This is a genomic window from Streptomyces sp. NPDC093261 (assembly GCF_044753645.1).
GTDB lineage: Bacteria > Actinomycetota > Actinomycetes > Streptomycetales > Streptomycetaceae > Streptomyces.
This window is the reverse complement of record NZ_JBIVNO010000023.1, coordinates 25,011-45,105: the sequence shown is the minus strand read 5'-3', so window position 1 is coordinate 45,105 and position 20,095 is coordinate 25,011. Positions and strand designations below refer to the sequence as shown.

The 20,095-nt window shown below is 70.6% G+C and carries 16 protein-coding genes and 4 tRNA genes; 10 read left to right on the top strand and 10 right to left on the bottom strand.

Features of this window, described 5'->3' with window-relative positions; genetic code table 11:
- Positions 1-4 precede the first annotated feature (4 nt).
- From ACIP94_RS32925 to purM, 4 genes are all read left to right on the top strand, one after another.
- On the top strand, positions 5-802 hold the full coding sequence (locus ACIP94_RS32925; protein WP_402433942.1) for a sterol carrier family protein: 798 nt from the start codon (positions 5-7) through the stop codon (positions 800-802).
- A 52-nt stretch (positions 803-854) separates the two neighbouring features.
- Positions 855-1,688, top strand: coding sequence for an META domain-containing protein (locus ACIP94_RS32920; protein ID WP_402433939.1), 834 nt, complete (start codon positions 855-857; stop codon positions 1,686-1,688).
- Between the two features lie 85 nt (positions 1,689-1,773).
- Entirely contained in the window at positions 1,774-3,300 is a 1,527-nt protein-coding gene (gene purF, locus ACIP94_RS32915; RefSeq protein WP_402433936.1) for an amidophosphoribosyltransferase, read from the top strand.
- 33 nt (positions 3,301-3,333) lie between these two features.
- Positions 3,334-4,413, top strand: coding sequence for a phosphoribosylformylglycinamidine cyclo-ligase (gene purM, locus ACIP94_RS32910; protein WP_402433933.1), 1,080 nt, complete (start codon positions 3,334-3,336; stop codon positions 4,411-4,413).
- Positions 4,414-4,482: 69 nt separating this feature from the next.
- On the opposite strand, the gene ACIP94_RS32905 is transcribed toward purM, so the two are convergent.
- Positions 4,483-4,734 (bottom strand): DUF3073 domain-containing protein, encoded by a 252-nt coding sequence (locus ACIP94_RS32905; protein WP_234519094.1) that lies wholly within the window; start codon positions 4,732-4,734, stop codon positions 4,483-4,485.
- A 274-nt stretch (positions 4,735-5,008) separates the two neighbouring features.
- Positions 5,009-6,130: a Leu/Phe/Val dehydrogenase gene (locus tag ACIP94_RS32900; RefSeq protein WP_402433930.1), complete on the bottom strand. Its 1,122-nt coding sequence runs from the start codon at positions 6,128-6,130 to the stop codon at positions 5,009-5,011.
- 233 nt (positions 6,131-6,363) lie between these two features.
- Between ACIP94_RS32900 and ACIP94_RS32895 the strand changes: the two genes are divergently transcribed.
- The gene (locus ACIP94_RS32895; protein ID WP_402433928.1) at positions 6,364-7,206 is read left to right on the top strand and encodes a hypothetical protein; all 843 of its coding nucleotides are present in this window, start codon (positions 6,364-6,366) and stop codon (positions 7,204-7,206) included.
- 597 nt (positions 7,207-7,803) lie between these two features.
- The gene (gene bldC, locus ACIP94_RS32890; RefSeq protein WP_003949541.1) at positions 7,804-8,010 is read left to right on the top strand and encodes a developmental transcriptional regulator BldC; all 207 of its coding nucleotides are present in this window, start codon (positions 7,804-7,806) and stop codon (positions 8,008-8,010) included.
- Between the two features lie 495 nt (positions 8,011-8,505).
- On the opposite strand, the gene ACIP94_RS32885 is transcribed toward bldC, so the two are convergent.
- The 4 genes from ACIP94_RS32885 to ACIP94_RS32870 form a co-directional block, all read right to left on the bottom strand.
- Positions 8,506-8,697 carry a DUF6274 family protein gene (locus tag ACIP94_RS32885; protein ID WP_402433925.1) on the bottom strand — a complete coding sequence of 64 codons (192 nt, stop codon included), beginning with the start codon at positions 8,695-8,697 and terminating at the stop codon, positions 8,506-8,508.
- Between the two features lie 327 nt (positions 8,698-9,024).
- A tRNA-Asp gene (locus tag ACIP94_RS32880) sits at positions 9,025-9,099 on the bottom strand.
- 118 nt (positions 9,100-9,217) lie between these two features.
- Entirely contained in the window at positions 9,218-13,246 is a 4,029-nt protein-coding gene (gene hrpA, locus ACIP94_RS32875; protein ID WP_402433922.1) for an ATP-dependent RNA helicase HrpA, read from the bottom strand.
- Between the two features lie 129 nt (positions 13,247-13,375).
- Complete coding sequence (locus tag ACIP94_RS32870) at positions 13,376-13,810, bottom strand: hypothetical protein (RefSeq protein ID WP_402433919.1); 435 nt, start codon at positions 13,808-13,810, stop codon at positions 13,376-13,378.
- Positions 13,811-14,188: 378 nt separating this feature from the next.
- Here ACIP94_RS32870 and ACIP94_RS32865 point away from each other — a divergent pair, with 378 nt between their 5' ends.
- On the top strand, positions 14,189-14,509 hold the full coding sequence (locus ACIP94_RS32865) for a hypothetical protein (protein WP_402433916.1): 321 nt from the start codon (positions 14,189-14,191) through the stop codon (positions 14,507-14,509).
- Between the two features lie 312 nt (positions 14,510-14,821).
- On the opposite strand, the gene ACIP94_RS32860 is transcribed toward ACIP94_RS32865, so the two are convergent.
- The 4 genes from ACIP94_RS32860 to ACIP94_RS32845 all read right to left on the bottom strand — a co-directional run bounded on the left by ACIP94_RS32860 (position 14,822) and on the right by ACIP94_RS32845 (position 16,843).
- A tRNA-Phe gene (locus tag ACIP94_RS32860) sits at positions 14,822-14,898 on the bottom strand.
- Positions 14,899-14,922: 24 nt separating this feature from the next.
- Positions 14,923-14,997, bottom strand: a tRNA-Asp gene (locus ACIP94_RS32855).
- 37 nt (positions 14,998-15,034) lie between these two features.
- A tRNA-Glu gene (locus ACIP94_RS32850) sits at positions 15,035-15,107 on the bottom strand.
- Positions 15,108-15,187: 80 nt separating this feature from the next.
- A complete protein-coding gene (locus ACIP94_RS32845) occupies positions 15,188-16,843 on the bottom strand; it encodes a metallophosphoesterase (RefSeq protein WP_402433913.1) in 1,656 nt (551 codons plus the stop codon).
- A gap of 85 nt (positions 16,844-16,928) precedes the next feature.
- Here ACIP94_RS32845 and ACIP94_RS32840 point away from each other — a divergent pair, with 85 nt between their 5' ends.
- From ACIP94_RS32840 to ACIP94_RS32830, 3 genes are all read left to right on the top strand, one after another.
- Complete coding sequence (locus ACIP94_RS32840; RefSeq protein ID WP_402433910.1) at positions 16,929-17,279, top strand: metallopeptidase family protein; 351 nt, start codon at positions 16,929-16,931, stop codon at positions 17,277-17,279.
- Between the two features lie 197 nt (positions 17,280-17,476).
- Positions 17,477-18,001: a hypothetical protein gene (locus tag ACIP94_RS32835; RefSeq protein ID WP_402433907.1), complete on the top strand. Its 525-nt coding sequence runs from the start codon at positions 17,477-17,479 to the stop codon at positions 17,999-18,001.
- A 250-nt stretch (positions 18,002-18,251) separates the two neighbouring features.
- Positions 18,252-20,095: DEAD/DEAH box helicase (locus ACIP94_RS32830; protein ID WP_402433904.1), on the top strand; the 1,844-nt coding region annotated here is incomplete at its 3' end.

Here is a 20,095-nt window from a genome sequence, read left to right as displayed (position 1 = left end):
GGGCATGCCCCCGGCCAAGAAGCGCACACGGACGTACGACGCCACAAGGATCCGCGCCGCGGTCCTCGCCCAGTTCGGAAACGTACGACAAGCCGTGGAGACCCTCACCCCCGGGCAACTCGCGCTCCCCACCCGGCTCGGGGACTGGACCGTACGGGAACTGGTCGCGCACATCGGCATGGCCCTCCAGGCCGTCGGCCGCTTCCTCGACAGGCCGGAGCCGGCCCGGCAGAACGCCACCCTCCTCGACTGGCCCCTCGCCACCTCCGCCGACTCCGGCGCCCTCGCCGGCATCGCCCGCGCACTGGCCGAGCAGCACCCCGACCTCGACGCCTTCCTCGCCGACACGGAGAAGCACTTCACGCGGCGCCTCGCCGAAGCGCCCGCCAGCCGGCTGCTCGAGACCAACGCGGGCGCCATGCCGCTGGCCGACTACCTCGTCACCCGCACCGTGGAGCTCGTCGTCCACACCGACGATCTGAACGCCGCCGTCCAGGGTCTCGACATCCCGTACGACCGTCAGGCCCTCGCCGCCTGCACCCGGCTGCTCGCCGACGCGCTCGCCGTCAAGGCGCCCGGCGCCTCCACGGAGGTACGCGTGCCGCCCTATGCCGTCGTGCAGTGCATCGAGGGTCCCCGCCACACCCGCGGCACCCCGCCGAATGTCGTCGAGACCGACCCGCTGACCTGGATCCGGCTGGCGACGGGCCGTACCTCCTGGGACTCCGCGCGTGCCGACGCCAAGGTCAGCGCGAGCGGCGAACGGGCCGACCTGGGCCCCCTGCTGCCCCTGATGGCCTGAGAGGCCGGGCGCGGCCGTGGAACCGCGCCCGAGCCCCACCCGTCCCACCCCCATGGACAAGCACCGACTGTTTTTCACCGTGCTGACCCTGCTCCCGCTGGCGGTGGCCTGCGGCACCGGCGCCGCGTCGGGCGGCGCCGCCGGAGCCACGCCGGGCGGCGGCAGCGGTTCCGTCTCCCCGGGCACCGGCGCGTCCGTCACCGGCGTCCACTGGCGGGTGGACAGCCTCACCTCCGGCGCCACCACCCGGAAGGCCCCCGGCGGCGCGTACCTGCGGATCGACGACCACGGCCGGGCCCACGGCAACTACGGCTGCAACAGCTTCGGCGCGCCCGCCGCCTTCCGGGGCCGCCGTATCGACTTCGGCCCCGCCGAGGCCACCGAGATGGCCTGCGGCAAGGCCCCGATGGCCTTCGAGGCGGCCTTCTCCCGGGCGCTCGCGGGCCGCTCCGTCACCGCCGCCGTCGACCACGGCAGGCTGACCCTCACCACCGAGGACGGGGACCGGGTGCGGCTGTCCAGGGAGAGCGACGCGCCGTTGGGCGGCACCAGGTGGCGGATCACCGCGCTGGTCGACGGGGACGTCGCCTCCTCGCTGCCGGTCACGGCCGCCGGCAAGGCGTGGTTCACCCTGGACCGGAAGGCGGGCAGGGCGTCCGGAAGCCTCGGCTGCAACCGGTTCACGGCCAGGGCGACCGTACGGGACGGTCACCTCACCCTGGGCAGTCCGAGGACCACCCGCAGGATGTGCGACGGCTCACTCATGGGCGTCGAGAAACACCTGACCGAACGCCTCGCCCGGCCGCTGGTCTATCGGCTCGGCCATCGCACGATCGCGCTGACCAGCACAAACGGCAAGGGCTTCCAGGCGGTCGCCGAACGGTGAGCCCAGGCGGCCGACGCGGCCGGACGCCGTGCGGGGCGGATGACCGGATTCGGACCAGTGCGCGATCTCGCCTACACTCGGAGCTGTGCCACGTGGTGACGGTCGACTCAATCACGATCTGCTCCCCGGCGAGAAAGGCCCCCAGGACGCGTGTGGCGTCTTCGGTGTCTGGGCTCCGGGCGAAGAGGTCGCAAAGCTCACGTACTTCGGGCTCTACGCCCTTCAGCACCGGGGTCAGGAATCCGCGGGAATCGCGGTCAGCAACGGCTCCCAGATCCTCGTCTTCAAGGACATGGGCCTGGTCTCCCAGGTCTTCGACGAGACCTCGCTCGGTTCGCTCCAGGGTCACATCGCGGTGGGACACGCCCGCTACTCGACCACCGGTGCCTCCGTCTGGGAGAACGCCCAGCCGACGTTCCGGGCCACGGCCCACGGCTCCCTCGCGCTCGGTCACAACGGCAACCTGGTCAACACGGCCCAGCTCGCCGAGATGGTCGCCGACCTCCCGAAGGAGAACGGCCGCGCCACGCAGGTGGCCGCCACGAACGACACCGACCTCGTCACCGCCCTGCTCGCCGGCCAGGTCGACGACGACGGCAAGCCGCTGACGGTCGAGGAAGCGGCCACGAAGGTCCTGCCGCAGGTCAAGGGCGCTTTCTCGCTTGTCTTCATGAACGAGCAGACCTTGTACGCGGCCCGCGACCCGCAGGGCATCCGCCCGCTGGTGCTCGGCCGCCTCGAGCGCGGCTGGGTCGTCGCCTCGGAGACCGCCGCCCTCGACATCACGGGCGCCAGCTTCGTCCGCGAGATCGAGCCCGGCGAGTTCATCGCGATCGACGAGAACGGCCTGCGCAGCTCCCGATTCGCGGAGGCGAAGCCCCGTGGCTGTGTCTTCGAGTATGTGTACCTGGCCCGTCCGGACACCGACATCGCCGGCCGCAACGTCTACCTCTCGCGCGTCGAGATGGGCCGCCGCCTGGCCAAGGAGGCGCCCGCCGAGGCCGATCTGGTCATAGCGACGCCCGAGTCCGGGACCCCCGCCGCGATCGGTTACGCGGAGGCGTCCGGGATCCCGTTCGGGGCCGGCCTGGTGAAGAACGCGTACGTCGGCCGCACCTTCATCCAGCCCTCGCAGACCATCCGCCAGCTCGGCATCCGGCTGAAGCTCAACCCCTTGAAGGAAGTCATCAAGGGCAAGCGCCTGGTCGTCGTGGACGACTCGATCGTGCGCGGCAACACCCAGCGGGCCCTGGTCCGCATGCTGCGCGAGGCGGGCGCCGCCGAGGTCCACATCCGGATCTCGTCCCCGCCGGTGAAGTGGCCCTGCTTCTTCGGCATCGACTTCGCCACCCGCGCCGAACTGATCGCCAACGGCATGACGATCGAGGAGATCGGCACCTCGCTGGGCGCCGACTCCCTGGCCTACATCTCCCTCGACGGCATGATCGAGGCGACCACCATCGCCAAGCCGAACCTGTGCCGTGCCTGCTTCGACGGCGAGTACCCGATGGAGCTGCCCGACCCGGAGCTGCTGGGCAAGCAGCTGCTGGAGACCGAGCTGGCGGCCGGTCCGGCCGCCACGGCCGCGGCCGACGCGCTCCGTCGCCCGTGACATCTGCCGTACGACACGAAAGTTCTCATCGTCATGTCTGAGACCGTCAGTGCCGAGGGCGGCGCCAGCTACGCAGCAGCGGGCGTCGACATCGAAGCGGGCGACCGCGCGGTGGAGCTCATGAAGGAGTGGGTGAGGAAGACGCGGCGGCCCGAGGTCCTCGGTGGCCTCGGCGGCTTCGCCGGCCTCTTCGACGCCTCCGCCCTCAAGCGTTACGAGCGTCCGCTGCTCGCCTCCGCCACGGACGGCGTCGGCACGAAGGTCGACATCGCGCGCCGGATGGGCGTCTACGACACCATCGGCCACGACCTGGTCGCCATGGTCATGGACGACATCGTGGTGTGCGGTGCCGAGCCGCTGTTCATGACCGACTACATCTGTGTCGGCAAGGTCCACCCCGAACGCGTCGCCGCGATCGTGAAGGGCATCGCCGAGGGCTGTGTGCTGGCCGGATGCGCCCTGGTGGGCGGTGAGACGGCCGAACACCCCGGCCTCCTCGGTGCGGACGACTTCGACGTCGCGGGAGCCGGTACAGGCGTTGTGGAGGCCGACCGGCTGCTCGGCGCCGAACGCATCCGCGAGGGCGACACGGTGATCGCCATGGCCGCCTCCGGACTTCACTCCAACGGGTACTCGCTCGTCCGGCATGTCCTCCTCGAGCGGGCGAAGCTCGGCCTGGACCAGCACATCGGGGAACTCGGCCGCACCCTCGGCGAGGAGTTGCTGGAGCCGACGAAGATCTACTCACTGGACTGCCTGGCTCTGACCCGCACCGCCGAGGTGCACGCGTTCAGCCACATCACCGGTGGCGGGCTCGCGGCCAACCTTGCCCGGGTGATCCCGGACGACCTGCACGCGGTCGTCGACCGGTCCACCTGGACTCCCGCGCCCGTGTTCGACCTCGTCGGCAAGACCGGCGACGTCGAGCGCCTGGAGCTGGAGAAGACCCTGAACATGGGCGTGGGCATGATGGCGGTCGTCCCCGAGGAGTCGGCGGACGTCGCGCTCGCCGCCCTGACCGACCGTGGGGTCGAGGCGTGGGTCGCCGGCGAGATCACCCACCGGGGTGAGCACACGACGGGCGCCGAGCTGGTCGGCGACTACGCGAACTGATCCCCGGCGGACAGCACAGAACCCGGTCCGTGACCAGGGTCACGGACCGGGTGGGAGTTCAGCGCAGGGTCAAGCGCCGCGGCGACGCTGCTGCGGGGACTGGTCGTCCTCGTCCTCGTCGTCGTCCTCGTAGAGGTCGGCGTACCGTGCGTACAGGTCGTCGTCGTGCTCATCGTCCTCGAATCGGTCGCCGTTCGGCGACGCGTTCGACGTCGATGCGCCCAGCTCCTCGGCCAGGCGTGAGAGGTCCGTCCCACCGCTGTTGTACTTCAGCTGGCGGGCGACCTTCGTCTGCTTGGCCTTGGCCCGGCCGCGCCCCATGGCTCGACCCCCTCAACGACGGGGCTCGACGGCCCCAGAGTCTTGACACGCGTTCATGATCCGGAACGGGCTCTCCGTGGAGAGACCGGTCCGTAGGGCTTCCACGGTACCTGAGCCCACGCCCATACGGTACGTCGCCCGCAGGGCGGGCGTGTGCACAGGACCGGCGAGGCGCCCCGTCCTCGCTGGTCACGGCCGATTTTAACCACTTATTGGCGGACGACCCGCCGATAAGAGTGAGAGTTCTCTCCACCCTCCCATCGGCGGGTACCGGTCAACGCTGTGCGCCACCCCCGGGGAGGGCTTCCGTGAGGGCCCCCGCCCGTGCCTCCGCCATCCGCTGCTCGGCGATCCGGTCGGCCGCGGCGGCCGGCGGAATGCCGTCTTCCTTCGCACGCGCGAATATGGCCAGCGTGGTGTCGAAGATCTTCGACGCCTTGGCCTTGCACCGGTCGAAGTCGAAGCCGTGCAGCTCGTCGGCCACCTGGATGACACCGCCGGCGTTGACGACGTAGTCGGGGGCGTACAGGATCTCGCGGTCGGCGAGGTCCTTCTCCACCCCCGGGTGCGCGAGTTGGTTGTTGGCCGCGCCGCACACCACCCTTGCCGCCAGCACCGGCACGGAGTGGTCGTTGAGCGCGCCACCGAGGGCGCAGGGCGCGTAGATGTCGAGATCCTCGGTGCGGATGAGGGCGTCGGTGTCGGCGGCCACGGCCACCTCGGGGTGCGCGTCGGTGATCCGGGCGACGGCGTCCGGGCGCACATCCGTGATCACGACCCGGGCGCCGTCCTCGAGGAGGTGCTCGACCAGGTAGCGCCCGACCTTGCCGACGCCCGCGATGCCGACCGTGCGCCCGCGCAGGGTCGGGTCGCCCCACAGGTGTTGGGCCGAGGCCCGCATGCCCTGGAAGACGCCGTAGGCGGTCAGGACGGAGGAGTCGCCGGCGCCGCCGTTCTCCGGGGAGCGACCGGTGGTCCAGGGGTTCACCCGGGCCACGACGTCCATGTCGGCGACATAGGTGCCGACGTCGCAGGCGGTGACGTAGCGCCCACCGAGCGAGGCCGCGAAGCGGCCGTACGCCAGCAGCAGCTCCTCGGTCTTGATCCGCTCTGGGTCACCGATGATCACGGCCTTGCCGCCGCCGTGGTCGAGCCCGGCCATGGCGTTCTTGTACGACATCCCGCGCGCGAGGTTCAGCGCGTCGGCGACGGCCTCCTCCTCGGTCGCGTACGGGTAGAAGCGTGTGCCGCCGAGCGCGGGGCCCAGGGCGGTGGAGTGGATCGCGATGACGGCCTTGAGGCCACTGGCCCGGTCCTGGCAGAGCACGACCTGTTCATGGCCTCCCTGGTCCGAGCGGAACAGGGTGTGCAGGACGCCGTCGGTTACGTCGGTCACGGTGGTGACTCCCGGTTGAGTAGCGGCGGTTGGGGGCGGGCCCCGTGCGGGTGGCGGTTCCCGTGGGCATGAGCGTAGAGCGTGCGGGCGCCCGCCAGCCGCGCAGTGCCGAGGATCACCCTCCCTCGGAGTACACCGGGATCGGTTCGTGGGACGATTTGCAATGGTTTTCGACCTCGTCCGGGCGGCACTCGGACGGGTTTCGCGTCAGGTCCGATGGGGAGGGAGCAGGCGTGCCCAAGGTGTCCTCGGTGATCGTCCCGTACGCGTCCTACTTGCGGGTGTACGAGCCGCTGGCCGCCTTCCCCGAGCCGGAGCGCAGCCACTGGGCGCGCTACGCCCGGCGCCCCGACCGCCCCTCATACCAGGACGAACTGCGCCGCTCCCTTGCCGACTTGGTGCCCACGCCGCCGGTCGCGGTGCCCGTGCACGAGAGCAGCGATGCCTTCGTGACCGAGGTCGAGGGGGTGCTCTGCGTCTGTCCGTGGCGCACCCGGCTGCGCGGCTGGCAGGCGCTGGGGGAGCTGACGCAGGAACTGCCGGCGCCGGTCCTGGACGCCGTCCTGCCGCCGGTCGTGCGCCGCCAGGCCGCCCAGGACTACGAGCGCTGGCTGGAGGGCAACCCGGACGCCCGCCCGTGGATCCGCACCGCGACCTGGCAGGTGCCGCTGCACTGGTTCGTGCTGGTCTCGGACGCCGAGCGGCGCTATGACCAGGGGTCGCCCGGGATCCCCCCGATGCTGCGCTACCGCACGCCGATGGTGCAGGCGCGGCGGCGCACCGCGCGGGCGCTGCGCACCCTGAGGGACGCCATCGACGAGGGCCCACTGATCGACGGGCTGGTGGATGTGGGGCGGTGGCTGGAGGAGTTCCACCCCCGGTCGCTGGTCGAGCTGGACTACGGCGGGCTCGTCCATGTCCTGCCGCCCGCGGCGCTGGACACGGACCACTCGGCCGCGGACGTCGCCGAGGGCATCGAGGCCCTGCGGCACGGGGACGGGGCCACGGCCGGGGAGGCGTACGGGCGGCTGGTGGAGCGCTGGCGGGCCGTGCGGGACCGCCGCTCGGCGAACTGAGGGCGGGCCTCCCGCGGCCGGCGGGCCCGGGGCAGGGCGGTTCCGCGATGGGGCCTTCGGGAACCAGTGCACGAATTGTGACCTCCAGGACATGGTGAAGTCATAACCCTTGGCCCATGGTTGACCTACCGCAGTCCCACCTGGGTGACGTATGCCCTGATCCGGGCTTATGCCGCAAGCGTGACGGACAGCACTTACAAGGACCTTGCGTCTTACGGCCCTCCTCATGCCAAAATAGGACAAGGAGCCCGGGGGAGGCTCCCTCTGTCCAGATGTAACCACTTTTGGGCGGAATCTCAGCATTGCACTCTTTGGGGGGTCTGGTGCCTCCTGATCGTCCTGTGACTGATCGTCACAGTGGCGTGACTGTCCGCTATGGCATGGTCCATCGGCTTCCGTCGCTGATGAACACCTGGGAGGGCAATTCCATCGGTTTGGCCGACGCGGCTGGACAGATGGTGTAGTTGTAGTGCCGAGGACAAGCCGTTCGTCCTATAACCGACTCGACTCGCGTCCGCCATTTCGGGCAACGCGGGTCAAGGTGCAGAATTTAGAGGAAAGAACCGAGAAGGTTCGGTTCTCCCGAGGAGGCCGCTCATGACCGCTCGCACCCCTGATGCCGAGCCGCTGCTGACCCCGGCTGAGGTCGCCACGATGTTCCGCGTCGACCCCAAGACGGTCACGCGGTGGGCGAAGGCCGGCAAGCTCACGTCGATTCGCACGCTCGGCGGGCACCGCCGCTACCGCGAGGCTGAGGTCCGCGCCCTGCTCGCGGGCATCCCGCAGCAGCGCAGCGAGGCCTGAACAACTGCATAGCCGGACATATCGGCGGGTCCCCCAATCTGCCGCGACGTCCGAACCACAGCTCCAAGCGACGCGGGCTCTGCCCCAACAGGTCCCTCGCCCAAGGTCAGTAGAGGCACGACACGGGTGCGTCGTCGATCGCGCTGGACTCCGCCGGGTCCAGCGCGATCTTTTTTGTGCCCTCGACCGGGGTGCGGGGCCCGGCTGTGCGCGGCCTTGTCGGAGTCTGGGGAGGGGTGTCGGATCTGCTGTGCGGGACCTCGGAAGACAGTGCAATTGCACATATTAAATTGACCTGTTGTAGGAGGGGTGTAAGGTCCCCCTGCCGCGAAACTCATCCGGTGACACCCGTCACACTCCCGGAGTCTTGTTGTGCCCATGGTGTCCTTGCTAGAGGAACACCGCTTGGTGCGGGGGGTGTTGGGTGGGCCGTACGTGCAGGAGTGCCCCGGCGGACACCCTGCCAATCTCCCCGGACCAGGGCCCGGGGGGACGTCACGCCGTCGGGGCGTGGTCCTCCTCGGGTACCGTCCCGGGGTCTTCCTCGCCCCGCTGGGCTGGTTCCATGGCCAGCCGCAGAAGGTGGTGGCAGATCGCGCAGTGCCGGGTCAGATGGCGGTACCCGGAAGCGGCGGACAGATGGGCACGGAGCAGAGCACGGGTCTCGTGCCGAGCGGATGCCGCCATACGCCACCTCCCGGGCCCGAAGGGTCAGGGTCCTGAGTTCTGGGGTACCGGTGGAAGGCGGGACCGTCAAGACGCCCCGGGCGCACAGATGGCCCCCGGCGACCGCGAGGCGCCCGGAAACAGCCTCCGGGCCTGCCCGGCCCGCGGCGGCGCCGGGAGGGGTGCGGAAGGCCCGCGCCGAAGAAGGCGGACCTCAGCCTCGCGAGGGCGGCGGTGCGGCGGGCACGGCCTGGCGTCCGGGTGGCAGGGGCGGGCGAGTTGGCGGCGGGGCCGGCGCGACGACGACACGAAGAAGCCCCGCATCCGACGGGATGCGGGGCTCTGCTGCGGTCCTGACGGGATTTGAACCCGCGGCCTCCACCTTGACAGGGTGGCGAGCACTCCAAACTGCTCCACAGGACCAGGTTTCGCGGCGATCGACCGAAGGTCCGGATGTCCGGTGTTTCGTGCGGTGCGCTGCGAGAAGAGACTGTACAGGAGGGTGAGCCCCTGGTCGAACTCACCCACCGTGAACGAACCGTTACGGCGCTGCGGCGTCGATCGCCTTCACGATGCGCTTGTCCGACACCGGGTACGCCGTGCCCAGCGCGTGCGCGAAGTAGCTGACGCGCAGCTCCTCGATCATCCAGCGGATGTCCAGGACCTGTTGCGGGACCGGCCGGCCCTTGGGCAGCTGTTCGAGCAGCCACGCGTACTCGTCGCGCATCTCGTGGACCTTCGCCATACGCGTCGTGTCCCGCTGGACGTTGGTCGGCATCTGCTGCAGCCGGCGGTCCGCGGCGACGAGATAGCGCATCAGGTCGGACAGGCGCCGGATGCCCGTCTCCGTGACGAAGCCGGGCTTCACCAGGGCGTCCAGCTGGGCCCGTACGTCCGTCAGGTTCGGCAGCAGCGCCGGGCTCCGTACGGCCTTCAGGCGGCGCTCACAGGCCTGCCACGCGGCCAGCACCTGCTGCACCTGCCCGACCGTGCGGACCGTGGTGTCGACGATCTCCGCCCGCACCTTGTCGTACAGCTTCCGGTACGACTCCTCGTCCCACGCGGGTCCGCCGAAGTCCCCGATCAGCTTGTCCGCGGCGGCCGTCGCGCAGTCGTCGAACAGGGCCTGGATCGAGCCGTGCGGGTTCGCGGACAGGCCGAGCTTCTGCTGGTTGGTCAGCTTCTCGGAGGCGAACTTCGCCGGATTGACGGGGATGTTGCGCAGGATCAGACGGCGGGTGCCCTTCCACATCGCCTGCGCCTGCTCCTCCTCGGTGTCGAAGAGGCGAACGGAGACCGTGTCCCCGTCGTCGACCAGCGCCGGGTACGCCTTCACCGGCTGTCCGGCCCGCCGGGTCTCGAAGACACGGGTGAGGGAGCCGATCGTCCAGTCCTTCAGGCCTGTGCGTTCCAGGGACTCCCCGCCCTGCCGCTCGGCCGTGGCCGCCGCGGCCTGGGAGAGGGCCTGGCGCGCCTTCGGCTTCAGCCGGAGCTTGAGCGCCTCGAGATCCTTGTCCTCGGCCAGCGTGCGCCGCCGCTCGTCGACGATCCGGAAGGTGATCTTCAGGTGGTCGGGCACCTTGGACCGGTCGAAGTCCTCGGCCTCGAAGGGCACGCCGACCATGCGCTTCAGCTCGCGCGCCATGGCGGTGGTCAGCGGCTCCTGGGGGGACCGCGTTCCCTCGCGTCCCTCCGGGGGCGACGCCTTCTCCAGGAACGCCTTCGCGTAGTTCGGCGCCGGGACGTAGTTGCGCCGGATGGGCTTGGGCAGGGAGCGGATCAGCTCGGTGACCAGTTCCTCCCGCAGGCCCGGGATCTGCCAGTCGAAGCCCTCCTCCGTGACCTGGTTGAGGACCTGAAGGGGGATGTGGACGGTCACACCGTCCGCGTCCGCGCCCGGCTCGAACTGGTAGGTGACCTTGAACTTCAGCCGGCCCTGGCGCCAGGAGTCGGGATAGTCGTCCTTGGTGACCGCGCCCGCCTTCTCGTTGATGAGCATCTCGCGCGCGAAGTCGAGGAAGTCGGGCTGCTCGTGCCGCTTGTGCTTCCACCAGGAGTCGAAGTGGGCGCCGGACACCACATGGTCGGGCACCCGCTGGTCGTAGAAGTCGAACAGCGTCTCGTCGTCGACCAGGATGTCCCGGCGCCGGGCGCGGTGCTCCAGCTCCTCGACCTCGGTGAGGAGCCGGCGGTTGTCGGCGAAGAACTTGTGGTGTGTGCGCCAGTCGCCCTCGACGAGCGCGTTGCGGATGAACAGCTCGCGGCTCGCCTCCGGATCGATCCGCCCGTAGTTCACCTTCCGCTGGGCGACGATCGGGACGCCGTAGAGCGTGACCTTCTCGTACGCCATCACGGCCGCCTGGTCCTTCTCCCAGTGCGGTTCGCTGTAGGTCCGCTTGAGCAGGTGGTCGGCGAGCGGCTCGACCCACTCGGGCTCGATCCTCGCGTTGACCCGGGCCCACAGACGGGAGGTCTCCACCAGCTCGGCCGACATCACGAAGCGCGGTGGCTTCCTGAACAGGGACGAGCCGGGGAAGATCGCGAACTTGGCGTTGCGGGCGCCGATGTACTCGTTGCGTCCGCCGTCCCTGCGCGTGCCGGGACCGGAGTCCTTGGACTCCTTCACGTCCTTCATGCCGATGTGCGAGAGCAGACCGGCCAGCAGCGAGATGTGGACGCGGTCGGCGGGGGCGTCCTGCTCGTTCAGATGGATGCCCATCTGCTTGGCGACCGTGCGCAGCTGGGTGTAGATGTCCTGCCACTCGCGGATGCGCAGGAAGTTCAGGTACTCCTGCTTGCACATCCGGCGGAACGACGACGATCCGCGCTCCTTCTGCTGCTCGCGGAGGTAGCGCCAGAGGTTGAGATAGGCGAGGAAGTCGCTCGTCTCGTCCTTGAACCGGGCGTGCTGCTGGTCGGCCTGGGCCTGTTTGTCGGCGGGGCGCTCCCGCGGGTCCTGGATGGACAGCGCGGCGGCGATGACCATGACCTCGCGGACACAGCCGTTCTTGTCCGCCTCCAGGACCATGCGCGCGAGGCGCGGGTCGACCGGCAGCTGGGCCAGCTTGCGGCCGGTGTCGGTGAGCCGCTTGCGCGGGTCCTTCTGGTCCGGGTCCAGCGCGCCCAGTTCCTGGAGGAGCTGGACGCCGTCGCGGATGTTGCGGTGGTCCGGCGGGTCGATGAAGGGGAACTTATCGATGTCGCCGAGACCGGCCGCGGTCATCTGGAGGATGACGGAGGCCAGGTTCGTACGCAGGATCTCGGCGTCGGTGAACTCGGGCCGGGTCTCGAAGTCCTCCTCGTCGTAGAGGCGGATGCAGATGCCGTCCGACGTACGTCCGCAGCGGCCCTTGCGCTGGTTGGCGCTGGCCTGCGAGATCGGCTCGATGGGCAGGCGCTGGACCTTGGTGCGGTGGCTGTAGCGCGAGATACGGGCGAAGCCGGGGTCGATGACGTACTTGATGCCCGGGACGGTGAGGGAGGTCTCGGCGACGTTCGTGGCCAGAACGATCCTGCGGCCCGTGTGCGGCTGGAAGACGCGGTGCTGCTCCGCATGGGAGAGCCGGGCGTACAGGGGCAGGATCTCGGTGCTCTGCCAATCAGCGCCTACGGCGCGGGGGTACTGCTTCTTCGTCAGGGCGTCCGCGGTGTCGCGGATCTCGCGCTCTCCGGAGAGGAAGACCAGGATGTCGCCCTGGCCCTCGGCCATCAGCTCCTCGACGGCGTCGGTGATCGCGGTGATCTGGTCGCGGTCGGCGTCGCCGGAGTCGTCTTCGAGGAGGGGGCGGTAGCGCACCTCCACGGGATACGTACGACCGCTGACCTCGACGATCGGCGCGTCGCCGAAGTGCCGGGAGAAACGCTCGGGGTCGATCGTGGCCGACGTGATGACGACCTTGAGGTCCGGGCGACGGGGCAGGAGCTGGGCGAGGTAGCCGAGCAGGAAGTCGATGTTGAGGGACCGCTCGTGGGCCTCGTCGATGATGATCGTGTCGTAGGCGCGTAGCTCGCGGTCCGTCTGGATCTCGGCGAGCAGGATGCCGTCCGTCATGAGCTTGACGAAGGTGGCGTCCGGGTTCACCTGGTCGGTGAAGCGGACCTTCCAGCCGACCGCCTCGCCGAGAGGTGTGTCCAGTTCCTCGGCCACCCGCTCGGCGACCGTCCGGGCGGCGATACGGCGGGGCTGGGTGTGGCCGATCATGCCGCGGACGCCGCGGCCGAGCTCGAGACAGATCTTGGGGATCTGGGTGGTCTTGCCGGAGCCGGTCTCGCCGGCCACGATCACGACCTGGTGGTCGCGTATGGCGGCGGCGATCTCGTCCTTCTTCTGGCTGACCGGGAGCTGCTCGGGGTAGGTGACGGCGGGGACACGGGCGGCGCGCCCGGCCATCCGGTCCTCGGCCTTGGCGACCTCCGCCTCGATCTCGCCGAGCACGGCGGCCCGGGCCTCCGGCTTACGGATCTTGCGCGCGCCCTCGAGCCTGCGCCCGAGACGGTGCGCGTCGCGCAGGGACAGCTGGGCCAGGCGGGGGGCGAGGGCGCCGAGGGCGGGGGCGGGATGCGTAGACATACGCGGTCCAGGATCTCACCTTGGCGAAATTCATGGCTAACGATTTGCCTCCGGCGATTCGCCGGGTGGTGATCATGCCTGCTGGACCGGGGCGGGAGGCGCCTCGCCTGCCGGTCGGGGGAGGGCCGGTCAGTCGGTCGCGGCGGGGGCGGCCGGGGTGGCAGGCGTGGACGGCGTGGCCGGTGTGGGGGCGGCCGGGACGGCCGGGGCCGGGGTGGCCGAGGCGCGGGCCGTTCTCTCCTGGGCCATCGACCTGGCCGTGTTGGAGACGGCCTTGATGCCCAGATACGCGGTGGTCATGCTGCTGACGGCGGTGAAGGCCGCGGTGAGGACGCCGACGATCACGGACTTGTCGCCGCCCAGGCGCCACACCCCGAAGACCGCCACTCCGGCGATCGCGAGGTTGCTGATGATCACCGCGAGCAGACCGTAGCGCGCCCGGTCCTTCTCCAGCTCGACGTCCCCCATGGCCTTCGCCTGGTTCCCGCCCATGATCTCCCCCACCCGCACGGCTGCGTCGACCGCCAGAACGTAGCGCCTGAGCGGGAACATGCCAAGCGCCATCCGCGCCCCTTGCCGTGATCGCGGGTGGCCGCGACGGGAGCCCCGCTGGTGTGACGGCTCGCCACTGGCGGTGACCGGCAACTGCGAGGGAGGGTGTCGGATGCGCGGAGCGCTCCTGGCCTCGGGCCGTGGTGGAACCCGCCCACCCGCAACTCCATGATCTTGTGCCGTGACGCAGATCCTCCCCGACCTCGCAGTGCTTGTCCTGCTCGTGGGCCTGATTCTCCGGCAGCCGCTGGCACGAGCACGGGCGAAACCAGCCGCGCGGCGCTTCGACCCGACCCGGTACGGCCTGCCCTCCCGTGACGAACTGGATCCCGGCCGTGCCGGCCCGCCGCTCGCGGCAGCGGGTACGCCCGCAAGGTTCCCGCACTGCACATGCGCCAGTTCCACGACCACCTTCAACGCCAGGGCAAGCTGCCGTCAGCTCCCTCGTCCAGGCGCAAGGGCCTACTCGCGGACGTGCACCGGGCTCTGAACCAGGTCCCCGAGGACAATCCGTACCTGCCTGTGCTGCGCCACCTTCTCGCCCACAGACTCAGCCACGCGAGAATGTTCGACCAGGCTCTCGATCAGTTCCGCCGCATCGGCCCCTGGTGCGGCGCCACACCCTGGACCAGCAGCAACGACCCCATCGTCGCCTTCGACACCGAACGCGCCAACGCCAGCCGCCGCGCCAGAGCCCGGACTGCCGCATGACCGGGTGACTCACCCGACGTCGTTGCGGGCTTGGCGCGCCTCGTTCATCCGGAAGGGCAGCGCGGGATGGAGGAAGCCTGCTGCTGAGCTCCGCTCCGGCCCGAAGCGCCGGGGCTGCTTGCTCCAGGTGACGAAACCGTTACCCGGGCTGGAGAGCGACTGAGGAAATCACGCATGTCCTACTGGCCCGGGTTGGGATCACAGGGGGTTCGGTGCACGCTCGGGAGCCGTTGGCGGACCGATTGGCGTAGGCAGCATGAAAACGGCCCCACCGAAGATCTTCGGTGGGGCCGTATGCCCTGGCGAGGGCGGTGGTGGCTGGGGCCGGGGTCGAACCGGCGACCTTCCGCTTTTCAGGCGGACGCTCGTACCAACTGAGCTACCCAGCCACGAGGTTTCACGTGAAACCTCAGCGGTCCTGACGGGATTTGAACCCGCGGCCTCCACCTTGACAGGGTGGCGAGCACTCCAAACTGCTCCACAGGACCAAGCTGCGCGTACGACAGTGTCGCACACGATGTTGCGTGCCCCCAACGGGATTCGAACCCGTGCTACCGCCTTGAAAGGGCGGCGTCCTAGGCCGCTAGACGATGAGGGCTATCGGCCCGCCTGGGCGCTTCTCAGCGCGTCGGGGACGTGAGAAGCATATGGGATCGGGCGAGGGTTCGCCAAAACGGTTTAGGGGGCGCTCGGTGCGGGGTGCGCGCCGGAGCGGTTCGGGCCTGCGGAGGAGCGGCTGGGGGCGGTGGCGGAGCGGTCCGTGGGTGTGGTGCCCGGGGAGGCCGCGCCGGGGGACGGGGCCGCTCCCGGCGTGTTCCCCTGGGCCAGATGGCGGGTCACCTCCGCCGTGGTCTCACCCAGGCCGCCGAGCCTGATCTCGTCCCATGCCTGGAGGCGGCGGGTGTCCCGGTCCAGATAGAGGATCGAGGCCTCGATGGGTGCCGGGTACTGGTGCTCGACCGCGCGCAGCCCGCTGCCGCCCGTGGAGCCCTCGATGCGCAGCCGGGTGCCGTACGGCATGATCTCCATCCCCTCGTGATGCAGATGGCCGGCCAGAACCAGGGGCACCTCGCCGTCCGTCTGGCGGGCGGCCGTCGGCTCATGCGCGATCGCGACGTCGACGGGCTTCCCGGCGGCCTTCTGGTCGCGCAGGGCGGAGGCCAGGCGCGCGCCCGCCAGCTCCTCGGCGCGGTCACCGCCGGGGGCCACGGACCGGTCGGGGGTGAACTGCGGGTCACCGATCCCCGCGAAGCGCACGCCGGCGAGTGTGATCGCCCTGCCGTCGTCCAGGACGTGCACGTTCTTCATGTGCTCTAGGTAGTGCTGGGTCGTGCGCGAGTCGTGGTTGCCCCGGACCCAGACGTATGGGGCGCCCAGATCCGCGATGGGGTCCAGGAAGCCGTTCTCCGCCGCCGAGCCGTGGTCCATGGTGTCGCCCGAGTCCACGATCACGTTGACGTCGTACTGCCGTACCAGCGAGGCGATGATCTTCCAGCTCGCCGGGTTGAGGTGGATGTCGGAGACGTGCAGGACCCGGATGGTGGTCGGGTCGGGCTCGTATGCCGGGAGGGTCGAGGTGACGTCGTACAGCTTGGTCACGTTCGTCACCAGGCGGGCCAACTCCTTCTGGTAGACGTCGAATTCCGTGACGATGCTGCGCGCGTTGCCGACCAGGGAGGGGGCCGAGGAGAGCAGTCCGGAGAACTTCGGCTCGAGGACCGACTTGGGGTTCCAGGTGGCGTACGCCGTCGCGCCCGACGCCGCGAGCAGCGCGAGCGCCAGGCCGCCGGCCGCCAGGGCCCGGCGGGGGCGGCGGTAGACGGCCAGGCCCAGCGCGGTGGCGCCGGCGGCCACCGCCACACAGGAGCGGACGGCCAGGTCGAGCGTGCCGTGTTCGACGTCGTGGGTGATCTCCGCTTGGAGCCCGGAGATCCGCTCGGGGTGGTCGACGAGGGCCTGGGCGCGGACGGGGTCGAGCTGGTCGACATTGACGTCGAGGCGGACGGGGGCCTCGTGGCTGTCCAGCCGCAGGGCGCCCAGCGGAGAGACATTGATCTTCGTGCCCCCGGCCAGCGAGGGGCGCAGGGCCATGGTGGTGTTCACGGGTCCGACCGGCACGCGTACGTCGCCCACGACCAGCAGGCCCAGCCAGGTGCCGAGGAGGACCACCGCGACCATGCCGAGCGCCCGGAGCCAGGGGTGCGGCTGCGGGACGAGTTCGGCGGCGGGGTGCGGGCGGAGCGAGCGGTGGTACCGGGCGAGAGTGCCAAGTGCCCTGCGTGTGCGGTTCCGGACGGTGACGGGGACGCGGGGAACGAGGGGGACACGGACCATTGGTGCCGTATGCCCAGATCGCCGGGGCGATATGCGGGGCGCCCGACGCCTCACGTCCGAGGGTGTCGTACCGGACAATGGCCCTGTGCTGGAGATGACGCGCGAGGAGTTCGAGGAGCTGGTCGCCGAGGCGCTCGACCGGATCCCGCCGGAGCTGACGCGGCTGATGGACAACGTGGCGGTGTTCGTCGAGGACGAGCCGCCGGCCGGCGATCCCGAGCTGCTCGGGCTGTACGAGGGCACTCCGCTGACCGACCGCGGGGAGTGGTACGCGGGCGTGCTGCCGGACCGGATCACCATCTACCGCGGGCCGATCCTGCGCTTCTGCGAGACGCGGGAGGACGTGGTCGCGGAGACCGAGGTGACGGTGGTGCACGAGATCGCGCACCACTTCGGGATCGATGACGCGCGGTTGCACGCGCTGGGGTATGGCTGAGCCGCGGTGTGTGCCGTGCCCCAGGGCTCTCCGTGGCGGCGGTATGTCCGGATGCGGCCGGTGTGCCGCCCCGTTCACCCGCTCCTCGCCCTGCCTCGCTGTGACGTGTGACGCTCTTCGCGCGAGGCGCGTGTCCTCTTGCGGGTGACGGGAGTTGGGCAGGGGGACTTTTCTCACCGCCCCGGAGGTGGCTGCCCGTGCGTGCCTGTTACGTATCCGTTCGTCTGGCCGCCACGGCGATCGCCGTCGCCGCGGCCGCCGGCTGTATGAGCGTGGGCGACGACGCGGGCAGCCCTTCGCCGTCGCACTCGGCGGGGCGCCACGGCGCGGCCGCCCCGGACGGGGGCTCGGGGTGGGGTGGAGGCCGTGGCGCGGACCTGGGCGGTGCGGCGGCCAAGGGCGGCTCGTCGACGTCGGGGAAGTCCGGCAAGGACGCCTCCGGCTCGCCCTCCGCATCGGCGTCGCACGGCGCCGGGGCCAAGGACCCCAAGCCGAGCGGCGGGCAGTCGGCGGGCGGCGGCGCCGGGGGCGGCGGCGCGGTGCCGCCCGACCCGACCAAGGGGAATCCCACCCCCACCGCCAGCGAGCAGCCGTCGCCGACCAGCGAGCCCAACCCGCCGTCACCGACTCCCTCGACCGTGGATCCCTCCTCCTCGGCGCAGCAGTCCGCACGGCTGGTGGTGCGGGAAGCGGCCCCCGAGGCCGGGGCCGCGGCGGTCTAGCCGGGGCCCGCGGTGCCCGGACGGTCCGTGTGGTGAGGGTCACCCGGCGTGCCTGGGATTCGGTTTGCGCTTGGTGGGGGTGGGTGCGTATGGTGGTAGATCGTTTGATCCCATTTGCCCGGCGCCTAAAAGACGCGCCGCGTGTGGCGCGTACTCTCCCCTGCCGTGGCCGGACCGCATCGAGGCGGTCGAATGCGACTTCACGGATGTTTGGGCGCGTGCCGTGAACTCCGGAAGGTTCGCATTTCGCATGTCCATTGCCAGTACTGAGCACGTCGTTCTGTCCGAGGAGACCGAGGACAAGGACACCGCTCCCGAGATCACCTTCGCGGATCTCGGTCTCCCCGAGGGCGTCGTCCGCAAGCTCGCGCAGAACGGTGTCACCGTCCCCTTCCCGATCCAGGCCGCGACCATCCCGGACGCCCTGAAGGGCAAGGACATCCTCGGCCGTGGCCGCACGGGCTCCGGCAAGACGCTGTCCTTCGGGCTGCCGACCCTCGCCACCCTGGCCGGCGGGCACACCGAGAAGAAGAGGCCGCGGGCGGTCATCCTGACCCCGACGCGCGAGCTGGCCATGCAGGTGGCCGACGCGCTGCAGCCCTACGGCGACGTCCTCGGCCTGAAGATGAAGGTCGTCTGCGGTGGCACCTCCATGGGCAACCAGATCTACGCCCTGGAGCGCGGCGTGGACGTGCTGGTCGCCACCCCGGGCCGCCTGCGCGACATCATCAACCGCGGCGCCTGCTCCCTCGAGGACGTGCAGATCGCCGTGCTCGACGAGGCCGACCAGATGTCCGACCTGGGCTTCCTGCCCGAGGTCACCGAGCTGCTCGACCAGGTGCCGGCCGGCGGTCAGCGCATGCTCTTCTCCGCGACCATGGAGAACGAGATCCAGACGCTCGTCGACCGCTACCTCACCGACCCGGTGAGCCACGAGGTCGACGCCGCCCAGGGCGCCGTGACGACCATGTCGCACCACATCCTGATCGTGAAGCCCAAGGACAAGGCCCCGGTCACCGCCGCCATCGCCTCCCGCAAGGGCCGGACCATCATCTTCGTGCGCACCCAGCTCGGCGCCGACCGCGTGGCCGAGCAGCTGCGCGAGGCCGGGGCGAAGGCGGACGCGCTGCACGGCGGCATGACCCAGGGCGCGCGCACCCGGACCCTGGCCGACTTCAAGGACGGGTACGTCAACGTGCTCGTCGCGACGGACGTGGCGGCCCGCGGCATCCACGTCGACGGCATCGACCTCGTGCTCAACGTGGACCCGGCCGGGGACCACAAGGACTACCTGCACCGCGCCGGGCGTACGGCGCGTGCGGGGCGTACGGGCACGGTGGTCTCCCTCGCCCTGCCGCACCAGCGGCGCCAGATCTTCCGGCTGATGGAGGACGCGGGCGTCGACGCCTCGCGCCACATCATCCAGGGCGGGGCCGCGTTCGACCCCGAGGTCGCCGAGATCACCGGCGCCCGCTCCATGACCGAGGTCCAGGCCGAGTCGGCCGGGAACGCCGCGCAGCAGGCCGAGCGCGAAGTCGCCCACCTCACCAAGCAGTTGGAGCGTGCCACGCGGCGCGCGGCCGAGCTGCGCGAGGAGGCCGACTGGCTGATCGCCCGGGCCGCCCGGGAGCGGGGCGAGGACCCGGAGGCGGCGGTGGCGGCAGCCGCGGCGGCGGACGGGCAGGGCACCGTCTCCGCCGAGCCGTCGGAGGCCGTCGAGGCGCAGGCCTTTGAGGTCTCCGTGCCGGAGCAGCCGACCGCCCAGGACGTCGAGCAGGCCGAGCGCGCGGAGCGTCCGGCGGGTTCGTCGTCGTACGAGCGCCGTGACCGCCGTGACGACCGGGGCGGCTTCAACCGCGACCGTGACCGTGAGCGTGGGTTCGACCGTGACCGTGGCTTCGACCGTCGGGACGGTGACCGGGGCGGTCGTTCGTTCGAGCGTCGTGACGACCGTGGCGGGTTCCGCCGGGACGGCGACCGTGACCGTCGCCCCTTCGACCGTGACCGCCGTGACGACCGGGGCGGCTTCAACCGCGACCGTGACCGTGAGCGTGGGTTCGACCGTGACCGTGGCTTCGACCGTCGGGACGGTGA

Coding starts and splice junctions, on each gene's coding strand:
- ACIP94_RS32865 (WP_402433916.1), top strand. CDS start 14,189: ATGCGCCAGTTCCACGACCACCTTCAACGCCAGGGCAAGCTGCCGTCA.
- hrpA (WP_402433922.1), bottom strand. CDS start 13,246: ATGTCTACGCATCCCGCCCCCGCCCTCGGCGCCCTCGCCCCCCGCCTG.
- purM (WP_402433933.1), top strand. CDS start 3,334: ATGTCTGAGACCGTCAGTGCCGAGGGCGGCGCCAGCTACGCAGCAGCG.
- ACIP94_RS32885 (WP_402433925.1), bottom strand. CDS start 8,697: ATGGCGGCATCCGCTCGGCACGAGACCCGTGCTCTGCTCCGTGCCCAT.
- ACIP94_RS32870 (WP_402433919.1), bottom strand. CDS start 13,810: ATGGCGCTTGGCATGTTCCCGCTCAGGCGCTACGTTCTGGCGGTCGAC.
- ACIP94_RS32920 (WP_402433939.1), top strand. CDS start 855: ATGGACAAGCACCGACTGTTTTTCACCGTGCTGACCCTGCTCCCGCTG.
- ACIP94_RS32925 (WP_402433942.1), top strand. CDS start 5: ATGCCCCCGGCCAAGAAGCGCACACGGACGTACGACGCCACAAGGATC.
- bldC (WP_003949541.1), top strand. CDS start 7,804: ATGACCGCTCGCACCCCTGATGCCGAGCCGCTGCTGACCCCGGCTGAG.
- ACIP94_RS32845 (WP_402433913.1), bottom strand. CDS start 16,843: ATGGTCCGTGTCCCCCTCGTTCCCCGCGTCCCCGTCACCGTCCGGAAC.
- ACIP94_RS32905 (WP_234519094.1), bottom strand. CDS start 4,734: ATGGGGCGCGGCCGGGCCAAGGCCAAGCAGACGAAGGTCGCCCGCCAG.